The 26,641-nt window shown below is 34.3% G+C and carries 23 protein-coding genes; 21 read left to right on the top strand and 2 right to left on the bottom strand.

Annotated features, from left to right (window positions below; genetic code table 11):
• Nucleotides 1-602: 602 nt before the first annotated feature.
• From HCW_RS08980 to HCW_RS00225, 3 genes are all read left to right on the top strand, one after another.
• Nucleotides 603-3,641: an outer membrane beta-barrel protein gene (locus tag HCW_RS08980; RefSeq protein ID WP_014660223.1), complete on the top strand. Its 3,039-nt coding sequence runs from the start codon at nucleotides 603-605 to the stop codon at nucleotides 3,639-3,641.
• Between the two features lie 121 nt (nucleotides 3,642-3,762).
• Nucleotides 3,763-5,040: an isocitrate dehydrogenase (NADP(+)) gene (icd, locus tag HCW_RS00230; RefSeq protein ID WP_014660222.1), complete on the top strand. Its 1,278-nt coding sequence runs from the start codon at nucleotides 3,763-3,765 to the stop codon at nucleotides 5,038-5,040.
• A 114-nt stretch (nucleotides 5,041-5,154) separates the two neighbouring features.
• A complete protein-coding gene (locus HCW_RS00225) occupies nucleotides 5,155-5,682 on the top strand; it encodes a DUF1523 family protein (RefSeq protein ID WP_043902511.1) in 528 nt (175 codons plus the stop codon).
• Here the strand turns inward: HCW_RS00225 and bioD are convergent.
• Nucleotides 5,647-6,324 carry a dethiobiotin synthase gene (gene bioD / locus HCW_RS00220; RefSeq protein WP_014660220.1) on the bottom strand — a complete coding sequence of 226 codons (678 nt, stop codon included), beginning with the start codon at nucleotides 6,322-6,324 and terminating at the stop codon, nucleotides 5,647-5,649. The two genes, HCW_RS00225 and bioD, sit on opposite strands and share 36 nt — an antisense overlap.
• 105 nt (nucleotides 6,325-6,429) lie before the next feature.
• On the opposite strand from bioD, the gene HCW_RS00215 reads away from it, so the two are divergent.
• The 15 genes from HCW_RS00215 to HCW_RS09620 all read left to right on the top strand — a co-directional run bounded on the left by HCW_RS00215 (nucleotide 6,430) and on the right by HCW_RS09620 (nucleotide 21,561).
• Nucleotides 6,430-6,843 carry a universal stress protein gene (locus tag HCW_RS00215; RefSeq protein ID WP_014660219.1) on the top strand — a complete coding sequence of 138 codons (414 nt, stop codon included), beginning with the start codon at nucleotides 6,430-6,432 and terminating at the stop codon, nucleotides 6,841-6,843.
• A 102-nt stretch (nucleotides 6,844-6,945) separates the two neighbouring features.
• A complete protein-coding gene (locus HCW_RS00210) occupies nucleotides 6,946-7,206 on the top strand; it encodes an ATP-dependent Clp protease adaptor ClpS (protein WP_418904588.1) in 261 nt (86 codons plus the stop codon).
• A complete protein-coding gene (locus HCW_RS00205; RefSeq protein ID WP_014660217.1) occupies nucleotides 7,206-9,410 on the top strand; it encodes an AAA family ATPase in 2,205 nt (734 codons plus the stop codon). The genes HCW_RS00210 and HCW_RS00205 overlap by 1 nt, the downstream gene beginning before the upstream one ends.
• Nucleotides 9,407-9,760 (top strand): aspartate 1-decarboxylase, encoded by a 354-nt coding sequence (panD, locus tag HCW_RS00200; protein ID WP_014660216.1) that lies wholly within the window; start codon nucleotides 9,407-9,409, stop codon nucleotides 9,758-9,760. Before HCW_RS00205 ends, panD begins: the two co-directional genes overlap by 4 nt.
• Nucleotides 9,761-9,770: 10 nt before the next feature.
• Entirely contained in the window at nucleotides 9,771-10,064 is a 294-nt protein-coding gene (locus HCW_RS00195; protein WP_043902704.1) for a YbaB/EbfC family nucleoid-associated protein, read from the top strand.
• Complete coding sequence (locus HCW_RS00190) at nucleotides 10,064-11,056, top strand: DUF7488 domain-containing protein (RefSeq protein WP_043902703.1); 993 nt, start codon at nucleotides 10,064-10,066, stop codon at nucleotides 11,054-11,056. Before HCW_RS00195 ends, HCW_RS00190 begins: the two co-directional genes overlap by 1 nt.
• Before the next feature lie 11 nt (nucleotides 11,057-11,067).
• Entirely contained in the window at nucleotides 11,068-12,117 is a 1,050-nt protein-coding gene (locus tag HCW_RS00185; RefSeq protein ID WP_014660213.1) for an NADH-ubiquinone oxidoreductase, read from the top strand.
• A 22-nt stretch (nucleotides 12,118-12,139) separates the two neighbouring features.
• Entirely contained in the window at nucleotides 12,140-12,256 is a 117-nt protein-coding gene (locus HCW_RS09530) for a hypothetical protein (protein ID WP_014660212.1), read from the top strand.
• The gene (locus HCW_RS00180; protein WP_014660211.1) at nucleotides 12,253-12,996 is read left to right on the top strand and encodes a type IV secretion system protein; all 744 of its coding nucleotides are present in this window, start codon (nucleotides 12,253-12,255) and stop codon (nucleotides 12,994-12,996) included. The genes HCW_RS09530 and HCW_RS00180 overlap by 4 nt, the downstream gene beginning before the upstream one ends.
• The gene (locus tag HCW_RS00175) at nucleotides 12,996-13,904 is read left to right on the top strand and encodes a TrbG/VirB9 family P-type conjugative transfer protein (RefSeq protein WP_014660210.1); all 909 of its coding nucleotides are present in this window, start codon (nucleotides 12,996-12,998) and stop codon (nucleotides 13,902-13,904) included. The genes HCW_RS00180 and HCW_RS00175 overlap by 1 nt, the downstream gene beginning before the upstream one ends.
• Nucleotides 13,901-15,034 (top strand): DNA type IV secretion system protein ComB10, encoded by a 1,134-nt coding sequence (locus tag HCW_RS00170; RefSeq protein WP_014660209.1) that lies wholly within the window; start codon nucleotides 13,901-13,903, stop codon nucleotides 15,032-15,034. The genes HCW_RS00175 and HCW_RS00170 overlap by 4 nt, the downstream gene beginning before the upstream one ends.
• A gap of 39 nt (nucleotides 15,035-15,073) precedes the next feature.
• On the top strand, nucleotides 15,074-16,483 hold the full coding sequence (locus tag HCW_RS09525) for a mannose-1-phosphate guanylyltransferase/mannose-6-phosphate isomerase (protein WP_014660208.1): 1,410 nt from the start codon (nucleotides 15,074-15,076) through the stop codon (nucleotides 16,481-16,483).
• Nucleotides 16,484-16,492: 9 nt separating this feature from the next.
• The gene (gene gmd, locus HCW_RS09520; RefSeq protein ID WP_014660207.1) at nucleotides 16,493-17,638 is read left to right on the top strand and encodes a GDP-mannose 4,6-dehydratase; all 1,146 of its coding nucleotides are present in this window, start codon (nucleotides 16,493-16,495) and stop codon (nucleotides 17,636-17,638) included.
• Nucleotides 17,631-18,560 carry a GDP-L-fucose synthase family protein gene (locus HCW_RS00155; RefSeq protein ID WP_014660206.1) on the top strand — a complete coding sequence of 310 codons (930 nt, stop codon included), beginning with the start codon at nucleotides 17,631-17,633 and terminating at the stop codon, nucleotides 18,558-18,560. Before gmd ends, HCW_RS00155 begins: the two co-directional genes overlap by 8 nt.
• A gap of 4 nt (nucleotides 18,561-18,564) precedes the next feature.
• A complete protein-coding gene (locus HCW_RS09620; RefSeq protein ID WP_014660205.1) occupies nucleotides 18,565-21,561 on the top strand; it encodes a hypothetical protein in 2,997 nt (998 codons plus the stop codon).
• A 150-nt stretch (nucleotides 21,562-21,711) separates the two neighbouring features.
• Here HCW_RS09620 and HCW_RS00145 read toward each other — a convergent pair whose 3' ends face one another.
• The gene (locus tag HCW_RS00145; RefSeq protein WP_014660204.1) at nucleotides 21,712-21,942 is read right to left on the bottom strand and encodes a YdcH family protein; all 231 of its coding nucleotides are present in this window, start codon (nucleotides 21,940-21,942) and stop codon (nucleotides 21,712-21,714) included.
• Nucleotides 21,943-22,069: 127 nt separating this feature from the next.
• Here HCW_RS00145 and alaS point away from each other — a divergent pair, with 127 nt between their 5' ends.
• From alaS to HCW_RS00130, 3 genes are all read left to right on the top strand, one after another.
• Entirely contained in the window at nucleotides 22,070-24,613 is a 2,544-nt protein-coding gene (alaS, locus tag HCW_RS00140) for an alanine--tRNA ligase (RefSeq protein ID WP_014660203.1), read from the top strand.
• A 1-nt stretch (nucleotide 24,614) separates the two neighbouring features.
• Nucleotides 24,615-25,172 (top strand): septum formation inhibitor Maf, encoded by a 558-nt coding sequence (maf, locus tag HCW_RS00135; protein ID WP_014660202.1) that lies wholly within the window; start codon nucleotides 24,615-24,617, stop codon nucleotides 25,170-25,172.
• A 200-nt stretch (nucleotides 25,173-25,372) separates the two neighbouring features.
• Nucleotides 25,373-26,638, top strand: a complete 1,266-nt coding sequence (locus tag HCW_RS00130) for a hypothetical protein (protein ID WP_014660201.1) — start codon at nucleotides 25,373-25,375, stop codon at nucleotides 26,636-26,638.
• Nucleotides 26,639-26,641 lie beyond the last annotated feature (3 nt).

Here is a 26,641-nt window from a genome sequence, read left to right as displayed (position 1 = left end):
ATTAAACCTTTAATATTGATAACTCTATTTAAAAACAATACCTAATCAAAATTATAAGAGATTTAATGATTTTTAGAGTGGTATTTTTCTATTTTTAACCTTGAATTTTTAATCCATATTTTTAATCTTACAACAGTTTATATTGAGATATTCTAACTTTTTAAAGATTAGATTATGATTTAATTCTTATTCTAGTCTTGTAAAATATTTTTCAAAATTCACTCAATCTTAAGAAACATTATGTTAGCATTCTTTGGTTTTTAAATTCCCAACATTTAACATCATAAAATCCATAAAAGGCAATAGTGTGCAACAAAATGAATGCAAGGTAAAACAAGAAATGATTATTAATCTCAAAAATTCCGTCTCTCTCTCTCTCTTAAGAAGAAACTAACACTCTATTTATTCCAATTACCTACATAGACTTATATAACTTCTTTTTGTGCTAAACGCACAAAATATTATCCACACACACATACACATAAATAAAAAATAGTTTTTTCTGATTTTTAAAAAATCAGTAGTCATATATAACTATAGGCTTTCTTTAAATAAAAGCTATTGATTAAATTTCTAAATAAAAGAAAAAGGAATATTATAAAATGAAAGTTCAAGCAATGATATTTAATAAGAAATTCTTAAAAGCCTCATTAGTCTTAAGTGTGCTTTTAAGTGGAAAGGAAGTGTTGGCAAGTGGTAATTGTCAGATTAGTTACAATGCCCTTACACAAGGCGAATATACATCAACAACAAATTTATATCTAGTGGCGAATGTTACTGATATAACGAGTGCTTTGAGTGATTGCCAAGCTAATCAGTCTAATTTTCCAAAAATTGATGTTGAAGCCAATATTAATAACTATACTAATATTTATGGCATATCTAACTCTACAAAACATTATACGCTTGACAATTTTCAAGACATTCTAAAGTTTTTATCAAATGTTGGTGATGGTTCTTTAAATATTCAATTGGGCGATAAGGCTTTTCTTTCATTAAGTAATGATGCTTTTGAAAACAAAACAAACAAAGACTATTCTCCTTCTCAAAGTATGAGTTTAAATGCTAACACTATCAATATTTCTCAAAATTTTGTATTAAAAAATAATGTAAGTTTATCGCTTGGTGGTTTCTCGCTCAATTTTAATGATGCCAAAGTAACTTCTAATAATCAAAGTTCAGTCGATACTAGTGGTTATTTAGAATCGATTTTTATTAGTGGGAGTTATTTTGACAACTCAGATATTTCTACTTTGAATTTTACTGGCGTTAGAATTACCACTATTGCCAATGATGTTTTTAGCAATAGCAATAGCTCTACAATTTCGTTTGGTGGCAAGAATAAAGTATCAGATAATTCCACTTTTAACAACAGCAATCATTCTACTATTTCATTTAGTGGTAAAAATGAAATTTCTAGCTCCACTTTTAATAGTGATAACACTTCTAGCATTAGCTTTTCTGGGATAACTACTTTTAATAATGGTGTAACTTTCAATGGGTCTATACCAAATAGTAATTCAAAAAGCACGCAATCCAACACAGCTCCTACAGAGATTTCCACTTCATTGGGGACTTATAATTTTAATATCCAAGCCTCTAATCTCAATAACCTTACTAACTCTACCACCACCTTTAATGGCACAACTTTTAATCGTGCTAATTACAACTTTGGCACAGGAGATGTAGTTTTTTCAGGGAAAGATACCTTTAATCAGGGGGGACAATTTTATTTCGGTAATGGGAACACCATCATTTTTTCAGGGAAAAATACGATTAATACGCAAAATAATAACGACCCATTTTCTCAATTATTAGCTGATAATACGATTGAATTAAAGAATAATGCTGTCTTTAATTTAAGTGCTATAGAAAATAATCAAGCCTATGAAGTGCTAAACACTAATGGCGTGATTGATTATTCCAAATTGGCAAGTAGCTATACCAATAATCGTTATAGATTGATTATGCTTAATGGAAAGAGTGCGAGTGAGTATAAGGACATTGGGACTAACACCTATGATGTGCTTTATCATGTTGGTGGTCAAAACATTACCTTAAAAGAAACTTTTAGTAACCATTCCATTTCGGTTGAAAAAGTTGCCAATGTTAATGGAATGCAAGCTGTGCCTAGCATTGTGATTAATCCTAAAAATTCTAGTAACCACGATAAGAATGGGGGTAATACGCCAGCTAAAGATGATAAGCATAATAAAGTCATAGTTAATAATAGTGATAGTTCTAACAAGGAAACAAATGATGATAACCCACATATAGTAAGTGGCAATGGCAGTCAAGAACATCATAATAACTCCAATAAGAACACCAATGGTGGCAAATCGCATACACCAAGCATTCCAACCCCACATAATAACCAATCCCCACAACCTAAAACAATTCCACTATCGCCTACTCCACCCATTCCTTCAACTCACCAAAAAGATAAATCTGATAACACCCCAATAAACCCCAACCCTAATAGAAGTCAAAGCAAGAACCAAAACCCTAGTGCTGACTCAACTACAAACCCTAATAGTGGCTCTAACCCTAAGCAAAGCAAGAATGCTAATCCTACTTCTAACCCTAACCCAACAACCCCAACTAAAATAGCCATTAATGGAACAACTATCACTCTAGCTCCAAATTCCTTTAAAATAAATCAAACCACTACTTCTCTCTTGCAATTACAAAATAACCTTAGTGAGTTAAAAACAGCATTAGAAAATCAAAACCCTACACTTAATTCATATGAGAATACAAAAGCTTATAAGGAGATTACCAAAGACTTGAATAATGTCTTTAGTCTTATAAAACAAGTTACTTCTGAATTAAACAACAACTCTAAAGTAAGCCTTATTTCTTTAAGCAATCAAATGTCTAATGCTAATGAGGCTTTAAACACATTAGTTACACAAATACAAAAATCTATAGATAGTAGTTTATCTAATGGCAATGACAATAAAGAGAATTTAAAGCCACTAGCTAACACCCTTGAAGTTATTCAAAACGCTAGTAAAGTAGTTCATCAAGCACAAAACAATGTCTCCCAAGTAGCCACAAGCTCTATTACTTATACACAGCCTACTACTCAAACCCAAAGAACTAATAACTCAGCCTATGGACTAGATATCCAAATAGGTTATAAATACTTCTTTGGTAAGAAAAAGCATTTTGGTATTAGAGGTTATGCCACTTACTCTTATATGTATTCTAGTGCTAATACTGCCATTAACAATAAAGACAATAACCTAGGAAAAACCAATCACCATACTTATGGTGCAGGCTTTGATTTCTTATATAACTTCTATGAGAGTAAGAATAGTCTCTATACTACAGGTATTCTACTAGGAGTAGAATTACTAGGTTCTACTTGGGATAATTCAAACTATGCTCTATTAAATGATTATGCAAAAGACATTAAAGCTTTAGGTGGTAAAGCTCATCTACACACTAGTGCTTTCCAACTTCCTTTAGTTATAGGCTTTAGAAGTAATTTCTCTAAGCATAGTGGTATTGAACTAGGGTTTAAAATTCCTTTAATCACTAATGATTATTTTACAAGTAATCTAAAGGGTTATAAAGAGACTATTATCTATAGAGATAATGTTAATTTGTATTTTAACTATGTGGTGAATTTTTAAGTAGGGGGATTAAAGGAGTGGGGTATTTTGTAATCTTTTGTCTTAAGCAAACCAAACTATTAAATATTGGGTTGAAATTTTGTGATACTATCTTACTACACTTTTAAATAAAGGATTTCTAATGGCTTATAACCCTAGATTTTTATCTAAACCCACAGAGGGCGAAGAAATTACAATTAAAGATGGCAAGTTATGTGTGCCAAATCACCCTATTATTCCTTTTATTGAGGGCGATGGCATTGGTTCTGATATTACCCCAGCGATGATTAAAGTTGTTGATAAAGCGGTAGAGAAAGCTTATAAAGGCGAGAAAAAAATCGCATGGTATGAAGTGTTTGTAGGCGAAAAGTGCTATAACAAATTCAAAGACCACAAAGAGTTAAGCCCTGAAGAGCAATGGCTACTCCCTGATACCATTGATGCGATTAATCATTACAAAGTGTCTATTAAAGGGCCTTTGACTACGCCTATTGGAGAAGGGTTTAGGTCATTAAATGTGGCTTTGCGTCAAAAGATGGACTTGTATGTGTGTTTGAGACCGGTTAGGTGGTATGGTAGTCCAAGCCCTGTAAAAGAGCCTAACAAAGTGGATATGGTGATTTTTAGAGAAAATGCTGAAGATATTTATGCAGGGGTTGAGTGGGCGCAAGGTAGCGAAGAAGCTAAAAAGCTTATTGCTTTCTTACAAGATGAATTAAAGGTTACTAAAATTAGATTCCCAGAAACTAGCGGTATAGGTATCAAACCTATCAGTAAAGAGGGCACAGAAAGATTAGTGAGAAAAGCGATTGAATATGCGATTGATAATGACAAACCAAGCGTAACTTTCGTGCATAAGGGTAATATTATGAAATTTACTGAAGGGGCGTTTATGAAATGGGGCTATGCTCTAGCTCAAAAAGAATTTGGCGCTCAAATCATTGATAAAGGTCCTTGGTGTTCGTTGAAAAACCCCAAAACCGGAAAAGAAATCATTATAAAAGATATGATTGCCGATGCATTCTTGCAACAAATCTTATTACGCCCTAGCGAATACAGCGTGATTGCTACCATGAATTTGAATGGGGATTATATTTCTGATGCATTAGCTGCAATGGTTGGGGGCATTGGCATTGCTCCAGGGGCTAATCTCAATGACACGGTGGGCATGTTTGAAGCAACGCATGGCACTGCTCCTAAATACACCGGACTTGATAAAGTAAATCCTGGCTCTATTATTTTGAGTGCTGAAATGATGTTAAGGCATATGGGTTGGGTAGAAGCGGCTGATTTAATCGTATCTTCTATGGAAAAAGCGATTAAGAGCAAGAAAGTAACTTATGATTTTGCCCGCCTTATGGAAGGTGCTACTGAAGTTAAATGCTCTGAATTTGCTGATGTGATGATTGAATGCATGTAATATATTCTTAAAAAGGGCGCTTATTTTTAAGCGCCTTATTTTGTCTCTTTTCTATTTTTTACTTATAATACTTTTTAAATACTAGCTTTAATTTACACTTCAAAATAGGGAGTTATTATGAAAATTGTGCGTAATATAGTTTTATCTTTTTTAACGATGATATTTTTAGCGCTTATGCTATGCGTGAGTTATTTCATGCCTCATTATAAGGCGGTTTTTATAAGTGGTATAGAAGTCAAAAGAATGGATAAAAATGGTTTAGTCAATAACTCTCATCTGCCTAAAGGGCCTACTAGAGATGTGTATTTTATCCAAACCTATAACCCTAATGATAAAAAAGATGTGATAGTTTTTCGCAATGAAGACACACGCTTTGGCTTTCCCTTTTATTTCAAATTCAATTCTGCTGACATTTCAGCTCTAGCTCAAAGCTTAGTCAATCAGCGTGTAGAAGTGAAATATTATGGGTGGCGTATTAATTTATTTGATATGTTTGCTAACGCTATTTCTATCAAACCTCTTGAGGAAAATAGCGAAGTTTCTAAGCCTATTTTTAGTTGGATTTTGTATGCGCTATTATTAGGGGGGTTATTTATTAGCGCACATTCAGTGCGTAAGTGGTTTAATGATAAAATCCATTAATTTTTTTAAGTCTTTTTGAAAGATTAAGATAGGGTTTAAAGCGTGTTTGTTAAATTGTTTAATATAGGGCAAACTCACGCTCTCAAAAGTAGAGGTATTATCCTCTCTTAGATTAATGGCGATTTTATAATCTAATTTTTGAGATTTTAACAAATAATCATTCAATAAACAATCATTTATCATTCCTAAATTATCATGGCTAATTAAAAGCAATTTAGCTTGTAATTTTAGGGCTAAATCTAGCATGCTCTCTTTTAAAGTAATGGGGACTAATAAGCCCCCAGCCCCCTCAACAATAACTAAATCATAGCGCTGTTTAAAATGCTCTATTAAATCCTTGATTTTATTTAATTCAATAGGCATGCTTGGATTTTCCTCTTGTTGGGCAATGAGTGGGGCGCACGCTTTGTTATAGCGATAGATTGAAATATCATTTAGTTGGAGTGAAGAATTCAATGCTTGATTGTCTTTTAAAAATAAATGCGCATCACTTGATTTATCTAGCAAGCTCACACCTGTTTCAATGGGTTTTAATAAAATCGTTTTAATGCCTTGAGTATTGCAAATTTTTGCAAGCTCTCTTGCGCAAGTAGTTTTACCAATGTTGGTATTAGTCGCACTAACAAAAAGAACCACGCTCATATTAACTCCATGTTTTAAATGCCAAATCTCAACTCATGTTAGCGTAATTTTAGTTTGAAGTTATTTTGCTATAATGATAATAATCTAATCATTGAGGGTGGTCTTATGAACATTTTGTTTGGAATTAGCGACACTCAGGAATGCCGTAACGCTGTAGAGTCTGCAATTAAGTTAGCTCATTCGCTTAAAAGCGTGCGTTTTACTTTATTGCATGTAAGTATGGAAGTATTTATTTATGCGGATAATGGAATGATGGATTATGGCACTACAGAGGCTTTAGAAGAAAAAAAGGCTAAGGCACTATTGCAAGAGTTTAGCACCCTTTTTGAAAAAGAGGGCATTATATGCGAGCAAGTGCTAAAAAGTGGCGAACCTATTGATGTGGTTTTAGATATGGCTAAGGACTATGATTTGTTATTGATTGGAGCGAGTGAATCTAATTTGCTGTATCGTTTATTTGGTTCGCACCAAAATCGCTTTATTGACCAATCGCCTATTCCTATTATGGTTGCCAAATAAAATTAAAAGGGTATTTCTGTGCGTTTGAAACAAATCCATGAATTTTTTGAATCTCTAATGCCAGCGCATAAGGTTTCTGCGGATACTTCAGTGCTCTATGAAATGCCTACGCCTAAAATGTCTCAAGTCTTAATGCTTAATGACCACTATACGACAATGGATTTTGTAGTTTCTATGTTAAGAGAATTTTTTGATAAGCCTTTAGAAGAGGCACAAACCATTATGTTAAGCATTCATCATGAGGGTGAGGGGGTTTGTGGGGTGTATCCTTATGATATTGCTGAGTATAAAGCACAATGTGTAAGAGATAGGGCTAGGGCTTTAAACTTCCCTTTGCAACTTGTTGTAGAAGAGGTTAAATAATGGCATATGATATGAATCAAACCTTAAATGAAATCATTACCCACACTTTGACTTTAGCCCTAGATTTTAACCATGCGCTATGCACCACAGAGCATTTGCTATTAGCAATTTTAGAGCATGAGAGTGGCGCACAAATTTTTAGTGCCTTAGAAGAAAAAGAATATCATAGAATGTGCCAAATGCTTAAAGACTATCTGTTGCAATATGTGCCTTTAAAAAATGACCCCGCAAAAGTGCCAGATAGAAGTTTTGTCTTAATGGAAGTATTTCATAAAATGCATGCTCAAGCGAGCCATTTAGAGGAAGTTTTAATAGAGGATTTGCTTGTTTTTATCTTAGAAGAACAAGATTGCTATGCCTCAAAAGTTATGGCTAGTTTTGGGATTACTCGTTTGTATTTAACCAAAAACACCATGCCCTTTATTCCAAAAGAAGAGCAAGAAAAAAAGAATGAGGCTTTAGAAAAATACGCTAAAAATTTAAGCATTTTAGCTAAAGAAAACCTTTTAGACCCAGTAATTGGGCGTGAAAATGAAATTTTAAGGGTTATAGAAATTTTAGGGCGCAGAAAAAAGAATAACCCTCTATTGCTTGGTGAGGCAGGAGTAGGAAAGAGTGCTGTTGCTGAAGGGTTAGCACTAGCTATTATCAATAAGCAAGTGCCAGAATTTTTATATGATTGTGAGATTTTTTCTTTAGATTTAGCACTAATGTTAGCTGGAGCTAAGTATAGAGGGGATTTTGAAAAGCGTTTAAAAAAAGTGCTTAAAGAGATTAGAAAAAGCCCTAATGCTATTTTATTTATTGATGAAATCCATACAATTTTAGGAGCAGGCTCTAGCACTTCAGGGAGCTTAGATGCGGCCAATATTTTAAAGCCGGTTTTAACTGATGGGAGTTTGAAATGTATGGGGGCAACGACTTTTGAAGAGTATCGCAACACTTTTGAAAAAGATAAAGCTTTTAGTCGGCGCTTTTCTCTTGTAACAATAGAAGAGCCTAGCAAAGAAGTGTGTTATTCTATTTTAGAACAACTTGCTCCCCTTTATGAATCTCATCATCAAGTGCGTTATGATGAAAACGCTCTTAAAGCATGCGTGGATTTAACAAGCTATTATATGCATGATAAGTTTTTGCCTGATAAGGCGATTGATTTATTAGATGAAGTGGGGGCGAATAAAAAGATTGCGCTTAAAAACAGCAAAAAAGTGAGCGCTAGTGATGTGCAAGAGATTTTAGCCTTAAAGCTCAAAATCCCTAAAGCTCGTTTGAGTAGCGATAAAAAAGCGCTTTTAAGAAATTTAGAAACAACACTAAAAAATAAGATTTTTTCTCAAGAAAGGGCTATTGAGGCTATTAGTAATGCTATTAAGATTCAGTATTGTGGGCTTAGTCAAAACAATAAGCCTATGGGAAGTTTCTTGTTTGCTGGGCCTAGTGGGGTAGGAAAAACACAATTAGCTAAAGAATTAGCCAAGGCTTTAGATTTGCACTTTGAACGCTTTGATATGAGTGAATATAAAGAGCCTCATAGTATTGCAAAGTTAATAGGAAGTCCTAATGGCTATGTAGGGTTTGAACAAGGGGGGCTATTAGTTAATGCGCTTAAAAAGCACCCTCATTGTGTGTTGCTCTTAGATGAAATTGAAAAAGCCCATGCTGATGTCTATGACTTGCTTTTGCAGGTTATGGATAATGCCACTTTGAGTGATAATTTAGGCAATAAAGCAAGTTTTAAGCATGCTATTTTGATTATGACTTCAAATATTGGAAGTCAAGATAAAGATATGCTAGGCTTTTTTGATACTAAAAATACCAAGTATGATAGGGCGATTAAAGAATTTTTAACCCCAGAATTACGCTCTAGGATAGATGCGATTGTGCCATTTAATGCGCTTAGTTTGAATGATTTTAAACAAATTGTTTTGGTAGAATTGCAAGTATTAAAAGCATTAGTTAAAGAGCAAGGTATAACACTAAGTTTTGATGATGAAGTGCTTAAAATGATTGCCAAAAAGAGCGAGCAAAACGCCCTAGGAGCTAGAGAGATTAAAAAAATCATTCATAATGAAATTAAGACAAAATTATGTGATTTATTGCTTTTGCAAACATTTAAACCCCCTTATAAAATAACTTGTTTATTAGAAGAGGGAAAAGTAGTTTTAAAAGCGCTTAAAAACTCAAAAAAGGTAAAACAACCATGACTTTTGAAATGCTTTATAGCAAAATTCATAGAGCTAGAATCACTGATGCCAATCTCAATTATGTAGGCTCAATTACTATAGATGAGAACTTAGCAAAGCTTGCCAAACTTAAAGAGGGCATGAAAGTAGAAATTGTAAATGTCAATAACGGCGAACGCTTTAGCACTTATGTGATTTTAGGGAAAAAGAAAAGCGAAATTTGTGTCAATGGGGCGGCAGCTAGAAAGGTTGCTATTGGCGATGTGATTATTATTATAGCCTATGCAAGCATGAACGAAGATGAGGCAAATACATATAAACCTAGCATTGTCTTGGTGAATGAAAACAACGAAATTCAAACAAAAGAGTGAGGAAATAATGATTGATTTGAGTCAATTTGGTGGTCTGTTAGATGGCGTTAGAAAAGAATTTAGCCAATTAGAAGAAAAAAATAAAGACACGATTTATACTTCAAAAAGTGGGGGTGGAATGGTGAGTGTAAGCTTTAATGGTGTGGGCGAATTGGTAGATTTGCAAATTGATGATAGTTTGCTAGAAGATAAAGAGGCTATGCAAATTTATTTGATGAGTGCTTTAAATGAGGGGTATAAAAGCGTAGAAGAGAGTAAAAAGAGCATGGCATTTGATATGCTAGGGAATCTTTCTAAGCTTTGATTATCTATAGAATTTTAATCGCTCTTTGTGTTAATGTAATTTTACTTGGGGCGTATGATTTTAAACATTGTCAAGCCTTTTATAAACAAGCTAGTCTAAAAAGTGGGGGCGTAGCTTTAAAAGTTTTACCTAAAGGCGTATATTTATATTATTCTAAAACTTATCCAAAACATGCCAAAGTGCTAAAAAGCGACCCTTTTATTGGGTTGTATTTATTACAAGGTGAGCCAAGCAAGTTTGCTTATGAAATGAGAGCCTTGGATAAAATGGCGCTAGAAAGGGTTATGGTAGGCATATCTTATTATGGGGCAAAATCGGGAGATTTAGTTGCCTTACAACAAGATTATACTAACTATGCTAGATTTTCTCAGCCTACTGAACCAAATGGAGTGATTAGCAATATTTGTTATCAAATGTTAGGGCTAACTATAGGGGGAACTTCCTTTATCCAAACACGCTATATCAAGCGTTTTTTAAACCAAAAAAAGCCCTATTATGGGGATATTGGAGTGCGCTTAAAAGAAAATAAAGGATTGATTGTGGGGCAGTTTGACCCCTTTTTTACTCATAATCCTTTCAAAAAGGGCGATGAAATCATCAGTATCAATAAGCATGCTATAAAAACCCATGCGCAATTTGCATGGATAGTAAGCAATCTTAAATACCATAGTCTTGCAAGAGTAGTAATCAGGCGCAATAAGCGTATTAAAGAAGTTGTTGTAAGAGTTAATAGGCGTTATGGGGGATTTTTGCTTAAAGATACTTTTTTGGAGCGCTATCATATCAAACTAGATAAAGATTTTATTGTTGTAGCACTAGGGAAGAATTTACCAAAAGGTTTGAATTTGCTAAGAATTGGCGATAAAATCTTATGGGTTAATCGCCATAAAATAGCCTTAAATGATAAAGCCTTGAGAGAGGCGCTAAGTAGTGAAAAAATTGAACTTTTAGTTTCTCGTAATCGTTTTGAGTTCTATCTAAAAATCCGCTAAAAGAATTTTGCATGCAACCAAATGCCTATGAAGTGGTTCTTTCTTGGTTTATCACACCACTTACAGCGATTTTGGGACAATTTGCAGATTTTTTCTTATATAGTTTGCATGCGCAATTAGTTTTTAATTCTCTTGTATCTTTAGCGTTTATGGTATTTGCTTATGAGCGCTTGAAAGAGCAGAATTTGTTTAGCAAACAAACCATCTTAGAGACATTGTTTTTTGTAGGGTTTTTTGCCTTATTTAATTATGCGCTTAATCATATAGATACTTTTTATATATTGTTTAAAAAGATAATTTTTGCTTTGCCGGATTTATTAACTAACTCATTGGCTCAAAGCTTAGAAAATCAAATGCAAGACACGCTTGTATTGCGTTTGGATTTTTTATTCAACTATGCTTTTTCTGCGCTTACTTTTATATGGGATTTAGCTCATAAAGAATGGTCATTATGGCTTATTTTGGGTATTTTGCAAGCTCTTTTTTTAAGCGTGATGTTTGCTTTAATTATATTGGTGTGGCTAGAAGTGCATGTGTGGTGCTCTTTAGGGGTGCTATTTTTAGCCTTTGGGTTTTTTAAAGCATGGCGTGGTGTGCTATGGATATGTTTTAAAAAATGTCTAGCGTTAGGATTTTATAAACCTTTAATTCTTTTAGTAGGTTTTTTAAACGCTTATATTATGCAAGTTTTAATGAATGCTCAAATGCATGCAAGAGAGGATTTAGCGCTTTTATTATTGGTGGCACTCTTTTGTTGTTTGGGTTTAATTATAAGTGTGCCCTTTTTTATCAATGCGTTTTTTAAAACCCATAATAGTATTAGAGAGAGCGTTCAATTGATTACTACTTTAAGCACCAATCTTAGCCAAGCTGTTTCAAGCTCTTTTAATCAAGTTTTAATGCAATCTACACATAGCCAAAATTCTCAAAATACCTCTAAAGAAAGAGAGAGTTCTACGCATTCTCCCACTTTTAGGGTAGAAACGACCACTATAATGCCAAAAATTGTAGATTTCAAGCAAAAGAAAGTTAAAAAGGATACAATAGAGCCAGAAGTTTAATACGAAAGGAAATAAAAAGTTAATGAAATTTTTCTTTAGTATGGTTCTTTTGTTTTTAATGCTTGGTTGCTCCAGCAAGGTGCATGAAATGAAGAAAAGCCCTTGTGCGTTCTATGAAAACCCACTGAGTCTTGCATGAAAGAAAAGCCTTTTAATAGCGAGCAATTAGCCTATTTAGAAGAGATTTTAAACTCTCAAGAAAAGCATTTAGAAAGCAAACTTTCTAGTTTTTGTGTGAATGATTTAGACATACAGAGCGTGTTTAGGCTAGAGAGAAATCGCCTAAAAATCGCTTACAGACTCTTAGGTTTAATGAGTGTTATCGCTCTTATTTTAGCTATTGTATTAATTAGCCTTTTACCCTTACAAAAAACCGAACACCATTTTGTGGACTTTTTAAATCAAGACAAGCACTACGCTATTATTCAAAGAGCGGATAAAAGCATTTCACATAATGAAGCCTTAGCTCGCTCTCTTATAGGGGCGTATGTGCTAAATAGAGAGAGCATTAATCGTATTGATGATAAGTCTCGCTATGAATTAGTGCGATTACAAAGTAGTGCTAAAGTGTGGCAACGCTTTGAAGATTTGATTAAAACAAAAAACAGCATTTACGCACAGAGCCATTTAGAAAGGGAAGTCCATATTATAAACATTGCGATTTATCATCAAGATAATAACCCCATTGCTAGCGTGTCTATTGTGGCAAAACTGATGAATGAAAATAAGCTCGTGTATGAAAAGCGTTTTAAAATCGTGCTAAGTTATATGTTTGACACCCCTGATTTTGATTACACTTCTATGCCTAAAAACCCTACCGGTTTTAAAATCACTCGTTATAGCATTACAGAAATCACGCCTACAAACAGGAATGATTAATGCGGACTTTCTTATTAAGCTTAATGTTAGTTTTTAGCCTAATAAAAGCTGATGAGTTGATAGAAGAATCTAATCAAAAAACCCCAAATTTAAACCACCCCATGCAGGATTTAAACGCCATTCAAAACAGCTTTTTTGATAAAAACCGCTCCAAAATGTCTAACACTTTGAATATTGATTATTTTCAAGGGCAAACTTATAAAATCCGTCTGCGTTACGCAATGGCGACTTTATTGTATTTCAAAAAGCCCATTAAAGATTTTGTGCTAGGAGATAAGGTGGGCTTTAATGCAAAAATCTTAGAAAGTAACGAGCGAATTTTGTTGATTAAGCCTTTACAAATTGGTGTGGATTCTAATATCAGCGTGATTGATGATGAAGGCAAGATTTTTTCTTTCTATGTGTTTTCTACCACCTTTACTAGCTCCAAGCACCCTAATTTACAAGTCTATATAGAAGATAAGAATTATTATTCTAATGCTTTTATCAAGAAAGAAAATACCCTTGAAAAACCCCCTAAAGAAGTCAAAGAAAAAGAAGAAGACACACTAATTATTGGCGATAGCACTAATTCTATGAAAATCATTAAAAAAGATATTAAAAAAGGCTATGTAGCCTTAAAAAGCTCTCAAAGAAAATGGTATTGCTTGTGGCTATGCTCTAAAAAATCTAATCTCTCTTTAATGCCTAAAGAAATTTTTAATGATAAACACTTCACTTATTTTAAATTTGATAAAAAATTAGCGTCTTCTAAATTCCCAGTTATTTATAAAGTCGTTGATGGCTATGATAACCCAGTCAATACAAGAATTGTAGGCGATTACATTATCGCTGAAGATGTTTCAACTCAATGGACTTTAAGACAAGGGAAGGATTATTTGTGTATCCGCTTTAAGGCTCAAAAATGAATAAATGGCTTAAAGGGGTGCTTATTTTTTTAGGGGGTTTTGTAGTGATTATGGCTACTTCTTTAATCTATCATAAAAAGCCAAAAGCCCCCTTAAATAATCAGCCAAATCTTTTAAGTGATGATGAGGTGAAATACCCCCTACAAGACTATATTTTCGCTCAAAATTCAAACCAAAACAATGAGAATAACTCCAAAGACGCTACCATAAAAGCCTTACAACAACAATTAGAAGTCGCTCTAAAAACTTTAAACTCTCAAAAAATCAGCCCCCCTAAACAAGAAATCCCAAAAGATTTCACAAAGCCTCCTACAAAGACAAATTACTCTAAAAAAGACCTTTCTTTAGAGCAATTAGATTTATTAGCCACTCGTATAACCCCCTTTGAAGAAAGCCCTAAAAACTATGAAGAAAACCTTATTTTTCCTACAGATTCTTCTAAAGGCATAGATAGTTTCACTAATTTGAAAGAAAAAGACATAACCACGAATGAAAACAGGCTTTTAAGAACCATTACAGCGGATAAAATGATACCAGCCTTTTTAATCACGCCCATTTCTAGTCAAATCGCTGGTAAAGTCATCGCCCAAGTAGAGAGCGATATTTTTGCAAACATGGGAAAGGCTGTTTTAATTCCTAAAGGTTCTAAAGTCATAGGCTACTACAATAACAATAACAAAATGGGGGAGTATCGCCTAGATATTGTATGGACTAGAATTATCACACCCCATGGCATAAATATCATGCTCACTAACGCTAAAGGAGCGGATATTAAGGGCTATAATGGCTTAGTAGGCGAACTCATTGAAAGGAATTTCCAACGCTATGGCATGCCCTTACTTCTTTCTACGCTCACTAATGGCTTATTGATAGGCTTAACTTCCGCTTTAAACAATAAGGGCAATAAAGAAGACACAACGAATTTCTTTGGGGATTATCTCCTAATGCAAATGATAAGACAAAGTGGCACAGGTATCAATCAAGTGATTAATCAAATTTTAAGAGATAAGAGCAAAATCGCCCCCATTGTAGTGATTAGAGAAGGGAGTAGAGTATTTATCTCGCCAAATACGGACATCTTTTTTCCTATGCCAAAAAGTAATGAAGTCATCGCTGAGTTTTTGGAGTAGAAACGCTATAATAAGTCCTTAAAAACTAAAAGAGAATGCATGATTAAAAATATCCTATTAAGTGGGGGGAGTGGCAAACGCCTATGGCCACTAAGCCGTAGCCTATATCCTAAGCAATTTTTAAAGCTATTTAATGATGAAAGCTTGTTTCTTTTAAGTTTTAAAAGAAACACCCCCTTAGTTGATGAAACGCTTGTAGTGTGTAACGAGCAACATTACTTTTTAGCTCTAGAAGAGATAAAGAGCGAGAATAAAAACAATAAGGTGAGTTTTTTGCTAGAGAGTTTGAGCAAAAACACCGCTAATGCTATTACCCTAAGTGCTTTAATGAGTAATAAAGAAGATATTTTGATTGTTACGCCAAGTGACCACTTAATTAAGGATACTCAAGCGTATGAAGACGCTATAAAAAAAGCGATTGATTTGGCTAAACAAGGTTTTTTAGTTACCTTTGGGATTAGCATTGACAAGCCTAACACAGAGTTTGGGTATATTGAAAGCTCCAATGCAATAGATGTCAAGCGTTTTATTGAAAAGCCAAGCTTACAAAAGGCTATAGAATTTCAAAAAAGTGGGGATTTTTATTTTAATAGTGGCATGTTTGTGTTTCAAGTAGGCGCTTTTTTAGAAGAATTAAAAAAACATGCCCCTAGCATTTTAAAGGGGTGTGAAAAAGCGTTTGAAAATCTAACTAATTCGCATTTTTTTGAGAATAAAGTTGCACGCCTAAGTGTTGAGAGCATGCAAAATTTAGAAGATGTGAGTATTGATATTGCTTTAATGCAACAAAGTCAAAAAATCAAAATGGTGGAATTAAACGCTAAGTGGAGTGATTTGGGGAGTTTCAACGCTCTTTATGAAGAAGTGGCTAATGACAAAGCAACCAACGCTAATTTAAATCAAACGCCTATTTTTGCTAAAGAGAGTGCGAATAATTTAGTGTTTTCTAATAAAGCCACAGCTCTTTTAGGCATTGAGAATTTGGCTATTATTGACACTAAAGACGCTCTTTTAATCGCTCATAAAGACAAATCTAAGGATTTAAAAGCTTTGGTAGGTGAGATAGAAAAACATAACAAAGACCTATTGCAAGCCCACACTAAAGTTTATCGCCCTTGGGGGAGCTATGAAGTCTTGCATGAGAGCTCTCATTACAAGGTTAAGATTTTAGAAGTTAAATCTAATTCTAGGCTTTCTTTACAAAAGCATTTTCATAGGAGCGAACACTGGGTAGTGATTAGCGGAATGGCAAGTGTGGAATTAGATAATAAAACTTTTGAATTACAAGCTAATGAATCCACCTACATTCCTAAAAACACCTTACACCGCCTAGCTAATTATGGCAAAATTCCTTTAGTTATTATAGAAGTTCAAGTGGGCGAATATGTCGGCGAAGATGATATTATAAGGATTGTTGATGATTTTAACAGACAAAATAAAGAAAAATAAGGAAAATAAATGAAAGAAAAAATCGCTTTAATCACCGGAGTTACCGGGCAAGATGGGAGCTACTTAGCCGAGTATTTGCTAAGTCTTGGCTATGAAGTGCATGGGTTAAAAAGACGCTCTTCTAGTATCAATACTTCTAGGATTGACCACTTATATGAAGATTTGCATAGCGAACATCAAAGGCGGTTTTTCTTACACTATGGAGATATGACTGATTCTTCTAATCTCATTCATCTAATCGCTACCACAAAGCCCACAGAGATTTACAACTTAGCCGCACAAAGCCATGTCAAAGTCTCTTTTGAGACCCCCGAATACACCGCAAACGCTGATGGTATCGGCACGCTTAGGATTTTAGAAGCCATGCGGATTTTAGGCTTAGAGGAAAAAACTAGATTTTATCAAGCCAGCACGAGTGAATTATATGGCGAAGTCTTAGAAACCCCACAAAATGAAAACACCCCCTTTAACCCACGAAGCCCCTATGCGGTCGCTAAAATGTATGCCTTTTACATCACTAAAAATTACAGAGAGGCTTATAACTTATTTGCCGTTAATGGCATACTCTTTAACCATGAGAGTAAAGTAAGGGGCGAAACTTTTGTAACCCGTAAAATCACACGAGCTGTAAGTGCTATGGCGTATAACTTAAATGATTGCTTGTATTTAGGGAATTTAGACGCTAAAAGAGATTGGGGGCATGCCAAAGATTATGTGAAGATGATGCATCTAATGCTCCAAGCACCAACCCCACAAGATTATGTGATTGCCACAGGAAAAACGACGAGTGTGCGTGATTTTGTGAAAATGAGTTTTGAATTTATCGGTATAGAACTAGAATTTCAAAATACAGGCATTAAAGAAATCGCTTTAATTAAAAGTATTGATGAAAAAAGAGCGAACACTTTAAATTTAGATTTAAGCCATTTGAAGCTAGGGCAAATTGTGGTGCGTATAGATGAACGCTATTTTAGACCCACAGAAGTAGACTTGCTCTTAGGCGACCCAACTAAGGCTGAGAGAGAGCTTGGCTGGGTGAGAGAATACGATTTAAAAGAGTTAGTCAAGGACATGCTAGAGCATGATTTAAAAGAATGTCAAAAAAGCCTTTACTTACAAGAGGGGGGCTATACTTTAAGGAATTTTTATGAATGAAATCATTTTAATCACCGGTGCCTATGGCATGGTGGGGCAAAACACCGCTTTGTATTTTAAAAAAAATAAGCCTAATATTACCTTGCTAACCCCCAAAAAAAGCGAGTTAGATTTATTAGATAAAGACAATATCCAAGCCTATTTAGAAAAACACAAGCCCACAGGGATAATCCATTGTGCCGGAAGAGTGGGGGGCATTGTAGCGAACATGAACGCCCTTTCAACTTATATGCTAGAGAACATGCTTATGGGCTTGTATCTCTTTTCAAGTGCTTTAAATTGTGGGGTTAAAAAAGCGATTAATTTAGCAAGCTCTTGTGCCTATCCAAAATATGCCCCTAACCCTTTAAAAGAGAGCGATTTACTCAATGGCTCTTTAGAGCCAACGAATGAAGGCTACGCTCTAGCCAAGCTCTCTGTAATGAAGTATTGCGAATATGTGAGTGCTGAAAGAGATGTTTTTTATAAAACCTTAGTGCCTTGCAATCTCTATGGCGAGTTTGACAAGTTTGAAGAAGGCGTAGCTCATATGATACCAGGTCTTATTGCTAGAATGCATAGAGCCAAACTAAGGGGCGAAAAAGAATTTACTATGTGGGGCGATGGCAGTGCAAAAAGAGAATATCTAAACGCCAAAGATTTAGCCAAATTCATCGCCCTAGCTTATGAAAATATCACTGAAATTCCTAGCGTAATGAATGTAGGCTCTGGCATAGATTACACTATTGAAGAGTATTATAAAATGGTCGCAAAAGCTTTAGATTATCAAGGCGAGTTTGTTAAAGATTTGTCTAAACCAGTAGGCATGCAACAAAAGCTTATGGATATTTCCAAACAAAAAGCTTTAAAATGGGAATTAGAAATCACTTTAGAACAGGGCATTAAAGAAGCTTATGAGTATTATTTAAAAAATTGTGTGTAGTTAAATGGTTGACAATTTATTCGCTCTTAATGAAGAAACCCTAAAAGATAGGATAAAAACCGAGTTTTTTAAAGATAAGAAGTTTCTCTATAGTGGGGATAAAATAGATTTCATGCTAAGCTACAAGCATACTAACGCCACTTTACCCATTTTATGGGGCGAGGCTAAAAAGGGCGATTTTGATGATTTAGACAAAGCTTTTGTGCAACTGCTTTTAACCATAGGCAAGCACAAATTTTACTCTCATTACACCCCACCTTATTTGTGTGCTTTTAACGCTTTTAGAATAGAATTTATCGCTTTTGATAACACAATTATTAATTTTCTTTATAGAAGTGATATAGATTTTTCTACTACCCCAAGCAATCACAATAGCGAGAGCTTTAAACATGCTTTATATGTGTTTAAAAGCATGTTTAAATCCAATTTGTTTGACAAGTCTCAAGGAGCAGTTAAATTTGTTTTTGACTTTAAAACCCAAAGCACAGAATGCAAAAAATTTATTAAAAGCAATTTAAACGCCACCCATTTAAACAAAATTAAAATTGATAAAAACAATTTTTTTGCTATTTATCAAAAATGGCTGGTGTTTGTTAAGCCCACTATTCAAGTGCCAAACTGGGAATTAGCCAAATCTAAGGGTATCATAGACGCTGATTTTTATTTAGCCGATTTGCTCAGTGATGGCAATAAGACCATTATTGAAAAATTAGTTACCATTTTAAGCGACACCACTTATCGCTTGAATAAGGGCAAAAATGATTTGGGCTTATTAGATTTTTTTGAAATCACCTTTAAAGACGACCAAAAGGCTCATAAAGAATTTTGGAGCATTTATGAAAGACCCCCGCAAGTTGAGTTTCAGGCAGAAATTTTAGAAAGGCGGGATTTATTAGTTCCAAGCGATATTAGAGAAAGAAAAGGAGCGTTTTTCACCCCTAAAATTTGGGTAGAAAAGAGCCAAGAATATTTAGCCAAAATCTTAGGGCAAGACTACCAAGATGAATACATCATTTGGGATTGTGCTGGGGGGACTGGCAACTTACTCAGTGGTTTGGTAAATAAAGCTAATTTATACCTCTCTACTTTAGATAATAACGATGTAGCGATTGTAAAAGAACTTGCCACTACCAACAGATTAAACCTACTAGAAAAGCATGTTTTTCAATTTGACTTTTTAAACGATGATTTTTTTGAGCCTAAAGTGCCTAAAAGCCTACAAGAAATTTTAAAAGACCAAGAGAAGTTAAAAAAGCTCATTATCTATATCAACCCGCCGTATGCAGAAGCAGGCAATAAATCTAAGATGAGTGGCACAGGTGAGCATAAATCTAAAGTCGCACGAGATAATCTCATTTGTGAAAAGTATAAAACAGATTTAGGCAAGGCTAATAACGAGCTTTTTGCTCAATTTTTCATGCGTATTTATAAAGAATTAAATGGCGTAACTTTAGCTAGTTTTTCAACGCTCAAATACCTAAATTCTAGCAATTTTAAAAAATTTAGAGAAGTCTTTAAAGCAGAGTTTAAGGGGGGCTTTATGGTGCCAGCTAATTCTTTTGATAATGTTAGGGGGCAATTTCCTATCGGCTTTTTAGTGTGGGATACTTGCCAAAAAGAAGTTACCCCCTTAAGGGGGGCAAGCTCTCACAAAGATAAACAAAATTCAAACTTAATCTTCTTAAAAGAAAATTTGAAGTATAATCCCTTGAAAGAGCCATTGTGTCTTTTAGACATAAACGCTCCTTTGTGGCAAAATGTGTCCCCAAAGGCTAGCAACACTAAGGGGACACAAAGAAATTCTACAACAAAACCTCTTAAGAAATTTAAAATTATCCAATGGTATAGCTTAGAAAGATTTTTAAAAGTTTTAGAAAATGCATTAAACGCCCCAAAAGTTATAGGCAAATCTACTTCAAGGAAACCCCTAAGCACAGAGCCTAAGGGAACTTTGACTAGCTATCTTTCAACTAAAAAGACAAACTTAAACCCCTTAAAAGAGAATTTAAGATATACTACTAGCCAAGAGTTTTTATCATGTGGCTTAGACATGACAAACTCCTTTAAGCGTATTTGCCCCATAAAGCCACTTATGGGGCGTGATGCAATTCTACAGCAAAACCCCTTAAAACTCCAAAACTCCGTTAGCTTAGAAGTGTTTGATAGTTTCGGCGGATTTTTAGGGATAAAAATTTTAAAAATATTAGATAGCGTTTCGTTTATTAGTTTTTGGTTACAACAATACCAAGACAAAAATATATTACAAACCATAGCGTTTAGCTATATGAACCCTGGTCGTCCTGATTTTCAAAATCAAAATTTGATTTATATCCAAAATGGTGATGATAGCAAGAAAGCACACATTAAATTTTTTGGTTTAACGCTTAAAACCCTTTTAATCGGTGCGATTTACTTCTCTGTCCGCTATGTATTTGAACACACATGGATTAACCACAACGACCAATTTTACGCCCCTTATAATGACGCATGGCAAAGTGATGATGAATTTAAAAACAATGCTTTAGCTTTCATGCTTTTTCATGGAAAAAACCGCATTACAACGGGGGGGGGGGTAAACCACTTCATACCCTTTGATGAAGAAGAAGTGGGGGCTAAAGAAAGATATTCTAGCCATGTTTTGCTAGATTTTTTAAAGGGTAAAATACAAACACAAGCCGATAATCTCTTTGACAGCTCCAAGAAAGAAACTAAACCTTTAGAATTTAGCGAAAGGGCTTTAAGCGTGTTTAACGCAGGAAAAGAGATTTATAAATATTACCACGCACAAGATTTCACTAACCACGACTATAACGCTAATGTAAGCTTGTATGATATTAAAGAATTTTTTCAAGGTAGAAACGCCCAAGGCAAGTTAAACCAACCCCTAAAAGCTAAAGATACTTATTACAAACAGCTTTATGCAAATTTACAAGACGCTTTAAAAGACTTAGCCAAAGAATTACAGCCCAAAGTCTATGAATACGGGTTTTTAAGAGAATAAACTTGGTCGTATAGGAAAGTTAAAATGTTGAAAAAAGTAAGAACCCACCGCTTGAAATAAGCGAGTGGGCTTAGTTTAAGGCTGTAAGCAAAACGCTTTTTTAAAAAGCGTTTGAATGTATTTCTAAAACCTTTAGAAGATGGCTTAGCCTCAAACATGTTTAGGTTTTTGCTGTTCTTTATACTCCATAATCATTGCATGGATTTCATCTTTTAATTTTAGCTTTTGTTTTTTCATTTGATTGATTTCAGCATCGCTAGCATTTTGTTGCTCAGCGGTTTTAATGTCATCATCTAGCTGGTTGTGTTGCTCAAAAATCTTGTCAAAATGCGGATTGCTCGCTTTTAACACACTGATTTCATCTCTAAACTCATGAAACATGGTTTTCTCCTTTAATTTGGAATGTGGTGTATAATAAACTATCTTTTTAAAAAATTAACTTAAAAGGGCAAAAAGCAGTTAAAAACCCTAAAAGAGCGTTTTTAAACCACACACAAAAAGGAATTTTATGGATATTCGTAATGAATTTTTACAATTTTTTAAAAGTAAGGGGCATGAGATTTATCCTAGCATGCCCTTAGTGCCTAATGATGCCACCTTACTTTTTACTAATGCAGGAATGGTGCAATTTAAGGATATTTTTACAGGTATTGTGCCAAGGCCTAGCACTCCTAGAGCGACTTCTTCGCAATTATGCATGCGAGCAGGCGGTAAGCATAACGACTTAGAAAATGTGGGTTATACCGCAAGACACCACACCCTTTTTGAAATGTTAGGGAATTTCTCTTTTGGAGATTATTTTAAAGAAGAGGCAATTTGTAATGCATGGGAATTTGTAACCAAAAATTTAGGTTTTAAACCTAAGGATTTATATATTAGCGTGCATGAAAAAGATGATGAGGCGTTTAGGTTGTGGGAAAAATTTGTCTCTGTGGATAGAATCAAAAAAATGGGCGATAAAGACAATTTTTGGCAAATGGGCGATACAGGACCTTGTGGGCCTTGTAGTGAAATCTATATAGACCAAGGCGAAAAGCACTTTAAAAGTAGTGAAGATTATTTTGGAGGCGAGGGCGATAGATTTTTAGAAATTTGGAACTTAGTGTTTATGCAATACGAACGCTCTAGTGATGGTATTTTATCGCCCTTGCCAAAACCTAGCATTGATACAGGTATGGGCTTAGAAAGGGTGCAAGCTCTCTTAGAAAACAAGCTCAATAATTTTGATTCTTCGTTATTTACACCCCTAATGCAAGAAATTAGCGAGCTTACAAGCTTAGATTATACCAGCGAGTTTCAGCCAAGCTTTAGAGTAGTGGCTGATCATGCAAGAGCGGTGGCGTTTTTGCTCGCTCAAGGGGTGCATTTCAATAAAGAAGGTCGTGGCTATGTGCTAAGACGCATTCTAAGAAGAGCCTTAAGACATGGGTATTTAATGGGCTTAAAGAATGCGTTTCTATACAAAATTGTGGGCGTAGTGTGCGAGCAATTTGCTAGTGTGCATGCGTATTTGAAAGAGTCTAAAGAAAATGTGATGAAAGAGTGCTTTGAAGAAGAAGAGCGTTTTTTAGAGACTTTAGAATCTGGCATGGAGCTCTTTAATTTGTCTTTAAAGCATTTAGATGAAAATAAAATCTTTGATGGAAAAATTGCTTTCAAGCTCTATGATACCTTTGGATTTCCTTTAGATTTAACGAATGATATGCTAAGAAGTTGTGGGGCATGTGTGGATATGAAAGGCTTTGAATGTTGCATGCAAGAACAAGTTGAACGCTCCAAGGCGTCATGGAAAGGCAAACAAAACAACGCTGATTTTAGCACCATTTTAAGCACTTACAAGCCTAATGAATTTGTAGGGTATGAAGCAATAGAGTGTCCTACTCAAGCACTAGGTTTTTTTGATAGTGAATTTAAAGAAATCACAGAGATTAGTCCTAAGCAAGAAGTCTGGGTATTGTTAGAAAAAACACCTTTTTATGCAGAAGGTGGAGGAGCTATAGGAGATAAGGGCGCACTTTTAAAAGATAATGAAGAAGTGGCTCTTGTATTAGATACGAAGAACTTTTTTGGGCTTAATTTTTCGCTTCTCAAAGTTCAAAAACCCCTTAAAAAAGGCATAGATTTAATAGCAAAAGTAAGTGATGAACGCTTTGAAGTTGCAAAACACCATAGTGCGACGCATTTATTACAAAGCGCATTAAGAGAAGTTTTAGGCTCGCATGTGAATCAAGCGGGGAGTTTAGTAGAATCCAAACGATTACGATTTGACTTTTCGCATTCCAAAGCATTAAGTGAAGAAGAGTTAGAAAAAGTAGAAAGTTTAGTTAACGCTCAAATTTTCAAGCACTTAAAAAGTCAAGTGGAGCATATGCCTTTAAATCAGGCTAAAGATAAGGGGGCGTTAGCTTTATTTAGCGAAAAATATGCTGAAAATGTGCGGGTGGTGAGCTTTGAAAAAGCGTCCATTGAATTGTGTGGGGGTATTCATGTGGAAAATACCGCACTCATTGGTGGGTTTAGAATCATAAAAGAAAGTGGGGTGAGTAGTGGGGTAAGACGCATTGAAGCGGTGTGTGGGAAAGCCCTTTTTGAATTAGCTAAGAGCGAAAATAAAGAGCTTAAGAACGCTAAAGTTTTACTCAAAAACAATGATTTAATCGCTGGCATTAACAAGCTTAAAGAGAGCGTGAAGAATATTCAAAAAGCTCCTACTCACATTGACTTACCCATTGAAAACACTAATGGCGTGAGTGTGGTTGTGGGTGCAATTGAAAATGGCGACGTGAAAGAAATCATTGACAGGTTGAAAAAAGCGCATGAGAAATTGCTCGCTATGGTGTTTAAAAAAGATAATAAGCGTTTAAGTTTAGCATGCGGAGTGAAAAACGCTCCCCTAAAGGCGAATGTGTGGGCTATGGAAGTGGCACAAATTTTAGGGGGTAAAGGGGGCGGAAGAGATGATTTTGCTAGTGCTGGGGGTAAGGATACAGAGAAATTGCCAAAAGCGATTGATTTAGCAAAAAGTATCGCTTTAAAAGCCTTAGAGAAATAGCATGGAACTTATTTTAGGCTCTCAATCTAATTCTAGGGCTAATCTTTTAAAAGAGTGCAAGATTAAGTTTAAACAAAAGGCATTAGACTTTGATGAAGAAAGCTTGAATGTAACAGACCCTAGAGAGTTTGTCTATCTAGCATGTAAGGGTAAATTAGAAAAAGCAAGAGAGTTAGTTAAAAATAATTGTGCTGTAGTTGTGGCTGATAGTGTGGTGAGCGTGAATAACAAAATGCAACGAAAAGCCAAGAACAAGCAAGAAGCCCTTGAATTTTTAAAACTTCAAAGCCATAATGAAGTAGAGATTCTAACTTGCTGTGCTTTAATTACCCCCACACTAGAATGGCTAGACTTTTCTAGCTTTAAGGTGTGTTTAAGGGCATTTAATCCTAGCGAGATAGAAAAATACTTAGAAAGTAACTTATGGCAAAATAGTGCAGGCTGTGTGCGCTTAGAAGATTTTCATAAGCCCTATATTAAAAGTTCAAGAGGGAATTTAAGCGTAGGGTTAGGGTTGAATGTTGAAGGCTTGTTAGGGGTGTTGAGATTGGGGGTTTAAAAAGATTGACACTCCTAATGGCTTTTATCATTTTTTATAATATCACTTGATGAAAAGTCAAGCGATATTTTTGAGTGTGGCTAAATCTTTTAAGTTTGTAAAATTAATAAAAAATATTCAATAAGTGGTTTTCTAGTTTGATTTTTAGATTAAAATATTGATAGTGTTATAATCTGAAACAAATAAGGACAAAAAATAATTTGAGAAATGCAATAGTGAATAATGATATAGCCGAAGTTTTTGGCAAAATTAACAGAATACATAACTTTGAAATCTATAAAAAAATAGAATCTGAAAGCACTACAATGGAAGAAAAAGCTAGGCGTTTGGTAATTTTGTTTTATGCGTCCATTCTTGGTTCGATTGTTGGTATTATTACCCCTATTTATAAATTTCTTACTAATTTTTTAAAATTAGAAAAACTTTATGTTGCATTATCAATGATTTTTATTATTGGTTTATCGATACTAGTCATAAGTATTGCTCGTGAAATTCTTGATGAGATTGTCTGTAGATATAGAGATAAATATTTGGTCAAAAAAACATTGGCTAAAAGTTTGGAGAGAATCTATTTTTGCTATCCGTATAAACAAAAAACAATTAAAGATATTCGTAAAAAAGAGAAAAATGTTCTAGATAGCATGAAGAAAGTCCAAGAAAACAAGAAATCTCAATTATTGTGTAAAAAATTTGACAATACAGAATTTAATTTATTTATGTATCTTTTATCGTTTAGATTTGCGGGGTATTTGGTTTTTGGAATGATTTATTTGATTGTTTCTTCTGCGATAACTGTATGGTTTATAGAGCCAATAGATAATGACAAAGGAATAAAATGTTTGACAGACTATTGCTATCCTTACCACATAAAACAACTAGTTCAAGGTAATATTTGGATTTATTTTAAGATTATTTTCTTACCTCCAATAATATTTTTTATAATTTTTATATTTCCTAAAAAATTACAAAAGTTAGATAGCAATTTAAAAATCAATAAATTCTTGGTGTGGTTGTTTTGCAAGGCTAAATTTATATTATTAAAAATATCTCAAAATATGTTTTCGTTTTGGATTTTTTATGTTTATAGTGTAGGTTATTGCATTGTTCAATTTTATGGACATGATAAATTTTCTATGTATATCTTGGTATCTTATATTTTGTTGTTGTCTTTGGGTTTAAGGCTAGAGTCTTTTTATAAAAGGTTTTTAGCAGTAACTTTATTCCCTTTTTTGCTCTTTTTTAGAGAGAAAAAATATTTTATTGGAGTTCTTAATGCTTGTTTATGGTGGGTTTGGGCGTATAGTGTAATTATTTTGTATATCTTTCAAGTTACAATAGGAGACTTTATTCTAGATATTAAAAATGATTCTATAGAGATGGTCAGATGGGTGTCTTTAGGCGTATTTATTCTTTGGACTTTTACTGCCTTATATGGTTTAAGAGAACTAGTTGTTAAAAAGAGATAATAT

Origin of the sequence: Helicobacter cetorum MIT 00-7128 (assembly GCF_000259255.1) — a bacterium.
GTDB classification, from domain to species: domain Bacteria; phylum Campylobacterota; class Campylobacteria; order Campylobacterales; family Helicobacteraceae; genus Helicobacter; species Helicobacter cetorum_B.
Note: the sequence above shows the minus strand (reverse complement) of the source record. Positions and strands in the feature narration are given on the sequence as shown.

Excerpts from the sequence above, each read along its gene's own strand:
- HCW_RS08980 (WP_014660223.1), top strand. The coding sequence starts at position 603 with ATGAAAGTTCAAGCAATGATATTTAATAAGAAATTCTTAAAAGCCTCA.
- icd (WP_014660222.1), top strand. The coding sequence starts at position 3,763 with ATGGCTTATAACCCTAGATTTTTATCTAAACCCACAGAGGGCGAAGAA.
- bioD (WP_014660220.1), bottom strand. The coding sequence starts at position 6,324 with ATGAGCGTGGTTCTTTTTGTTAGTGCGACTAATACCAACATTGGTAAA.
- HCW_RS00215 (WP_014660219.1), top strand. The coding sequence starts at position 6,430 with ATGAACATTTTGTTTGGAATTAGCGACACTCAGGAATGCCGTAACGCT.
- HCW_RS00210 (WP_418904588.1), top strand. The coding sequence starts at position 6,946 with ATGCCTACGCCTAAAATGTCTCAAGTCTTAATGCTTAATGACCACTAT.
- HCW_RS00205 (WP_014660217.1), top strand. The coding sequence starts at position 7,206 with ATGGCATATGATATGAATCAAACCTTAAATGAAATCATTACCCACACT.
- panD (WP_014660216.1), top strand. The coding sequence starts at position 9,407 with ATGACTTTTGAAATGCTTTATAGCAAAATTCATAGAGCTAGAATCACT.
- HCW_RS00185 (WP_014660213.1), top strand. The coding sequence starts at position 11,068 with ATGCAACCAAATGCCTATGAAGTGGTTCTTTCTTGGTTTATCACACCA.
- HCW_RS09530 (WP_014660212.1), top strand. The coding sequence starts at position 12,140 with ATGAAATTTTTCTTTAGTATGGTTCTTTTGTTTTTAATGCTTGGTTGC.
- HCW_RS00180 (WP_014660211.1), top strand. The coding sequence starts at position 12,253 with ATGAAAGAAAAGCCTTTTAATAGCGAGCAATTAGCCTATTTAGAAGAG.
- HCW_RS00175 (WP_014660210.1), top strand. The coding sequence starts at position 12,996 with ATGCGGACTTTCTTATTAAGCTTAATGTTAGTTTTTAGCCTAATAAAA.
- HCW_RS00170 (WP_014660209.1), top strand. The coding sequence starts at position 13,901 with ATGAATAAATGGCTTAAAGGGGTGCTTATTTTTTTAGGGGGTTTTGTA.
- HCW_RS09525 (WP_014660208.1), top strand. The coding sequence starts at position 15,074 with ATGATTAAAAATATCCTATTAAGTGGGGGGAGTGGCAAACGCCTATGG.
- gmd (WP_014660207.1), top strand. The coding sequence starts at position 16,493 with ATGAAAGAAAAAATCGCTTTAATCACCGGAGTTACCGGGCAAGATGGG.
- HCW_RS00155 (WP_014660206.1), top strand. The coding sequence starts at position 17,631 with ATGAATGAAATCATTTTAATCACCGGTGCCTATGGCATGGTGGGGCAA.
- HCW_RS09620 (WP_014660205.1), top strand. The coding sequence starts at position 18,565 with ATGGTTGACAATTTATTCGCTCTTAATGAAGAAACCCTAAAAGATAGG.
- HCW_RS00145 (WP_014660204.1), bottom strand. The coding sequence starts at position 21,942 with ATGTTTCATGAGTTTAGAGATGAAATCAGTGTGTTAAAAGCGAGCAAT.
- alaS (WP_014660203.1), top strand. The coding sequence starts at position 22,070 with ATGGATATTCGTAATGAATTTTTACAATTTTTTAAAAGTAAGGGGCAT.
- maf (WP_014660202.1), top strand. The coding sequence starts at position 24,615 with ATGGAACTTATTTTAGGCTCTCAATCTAATTCTAGGGCTAATCTTTTA.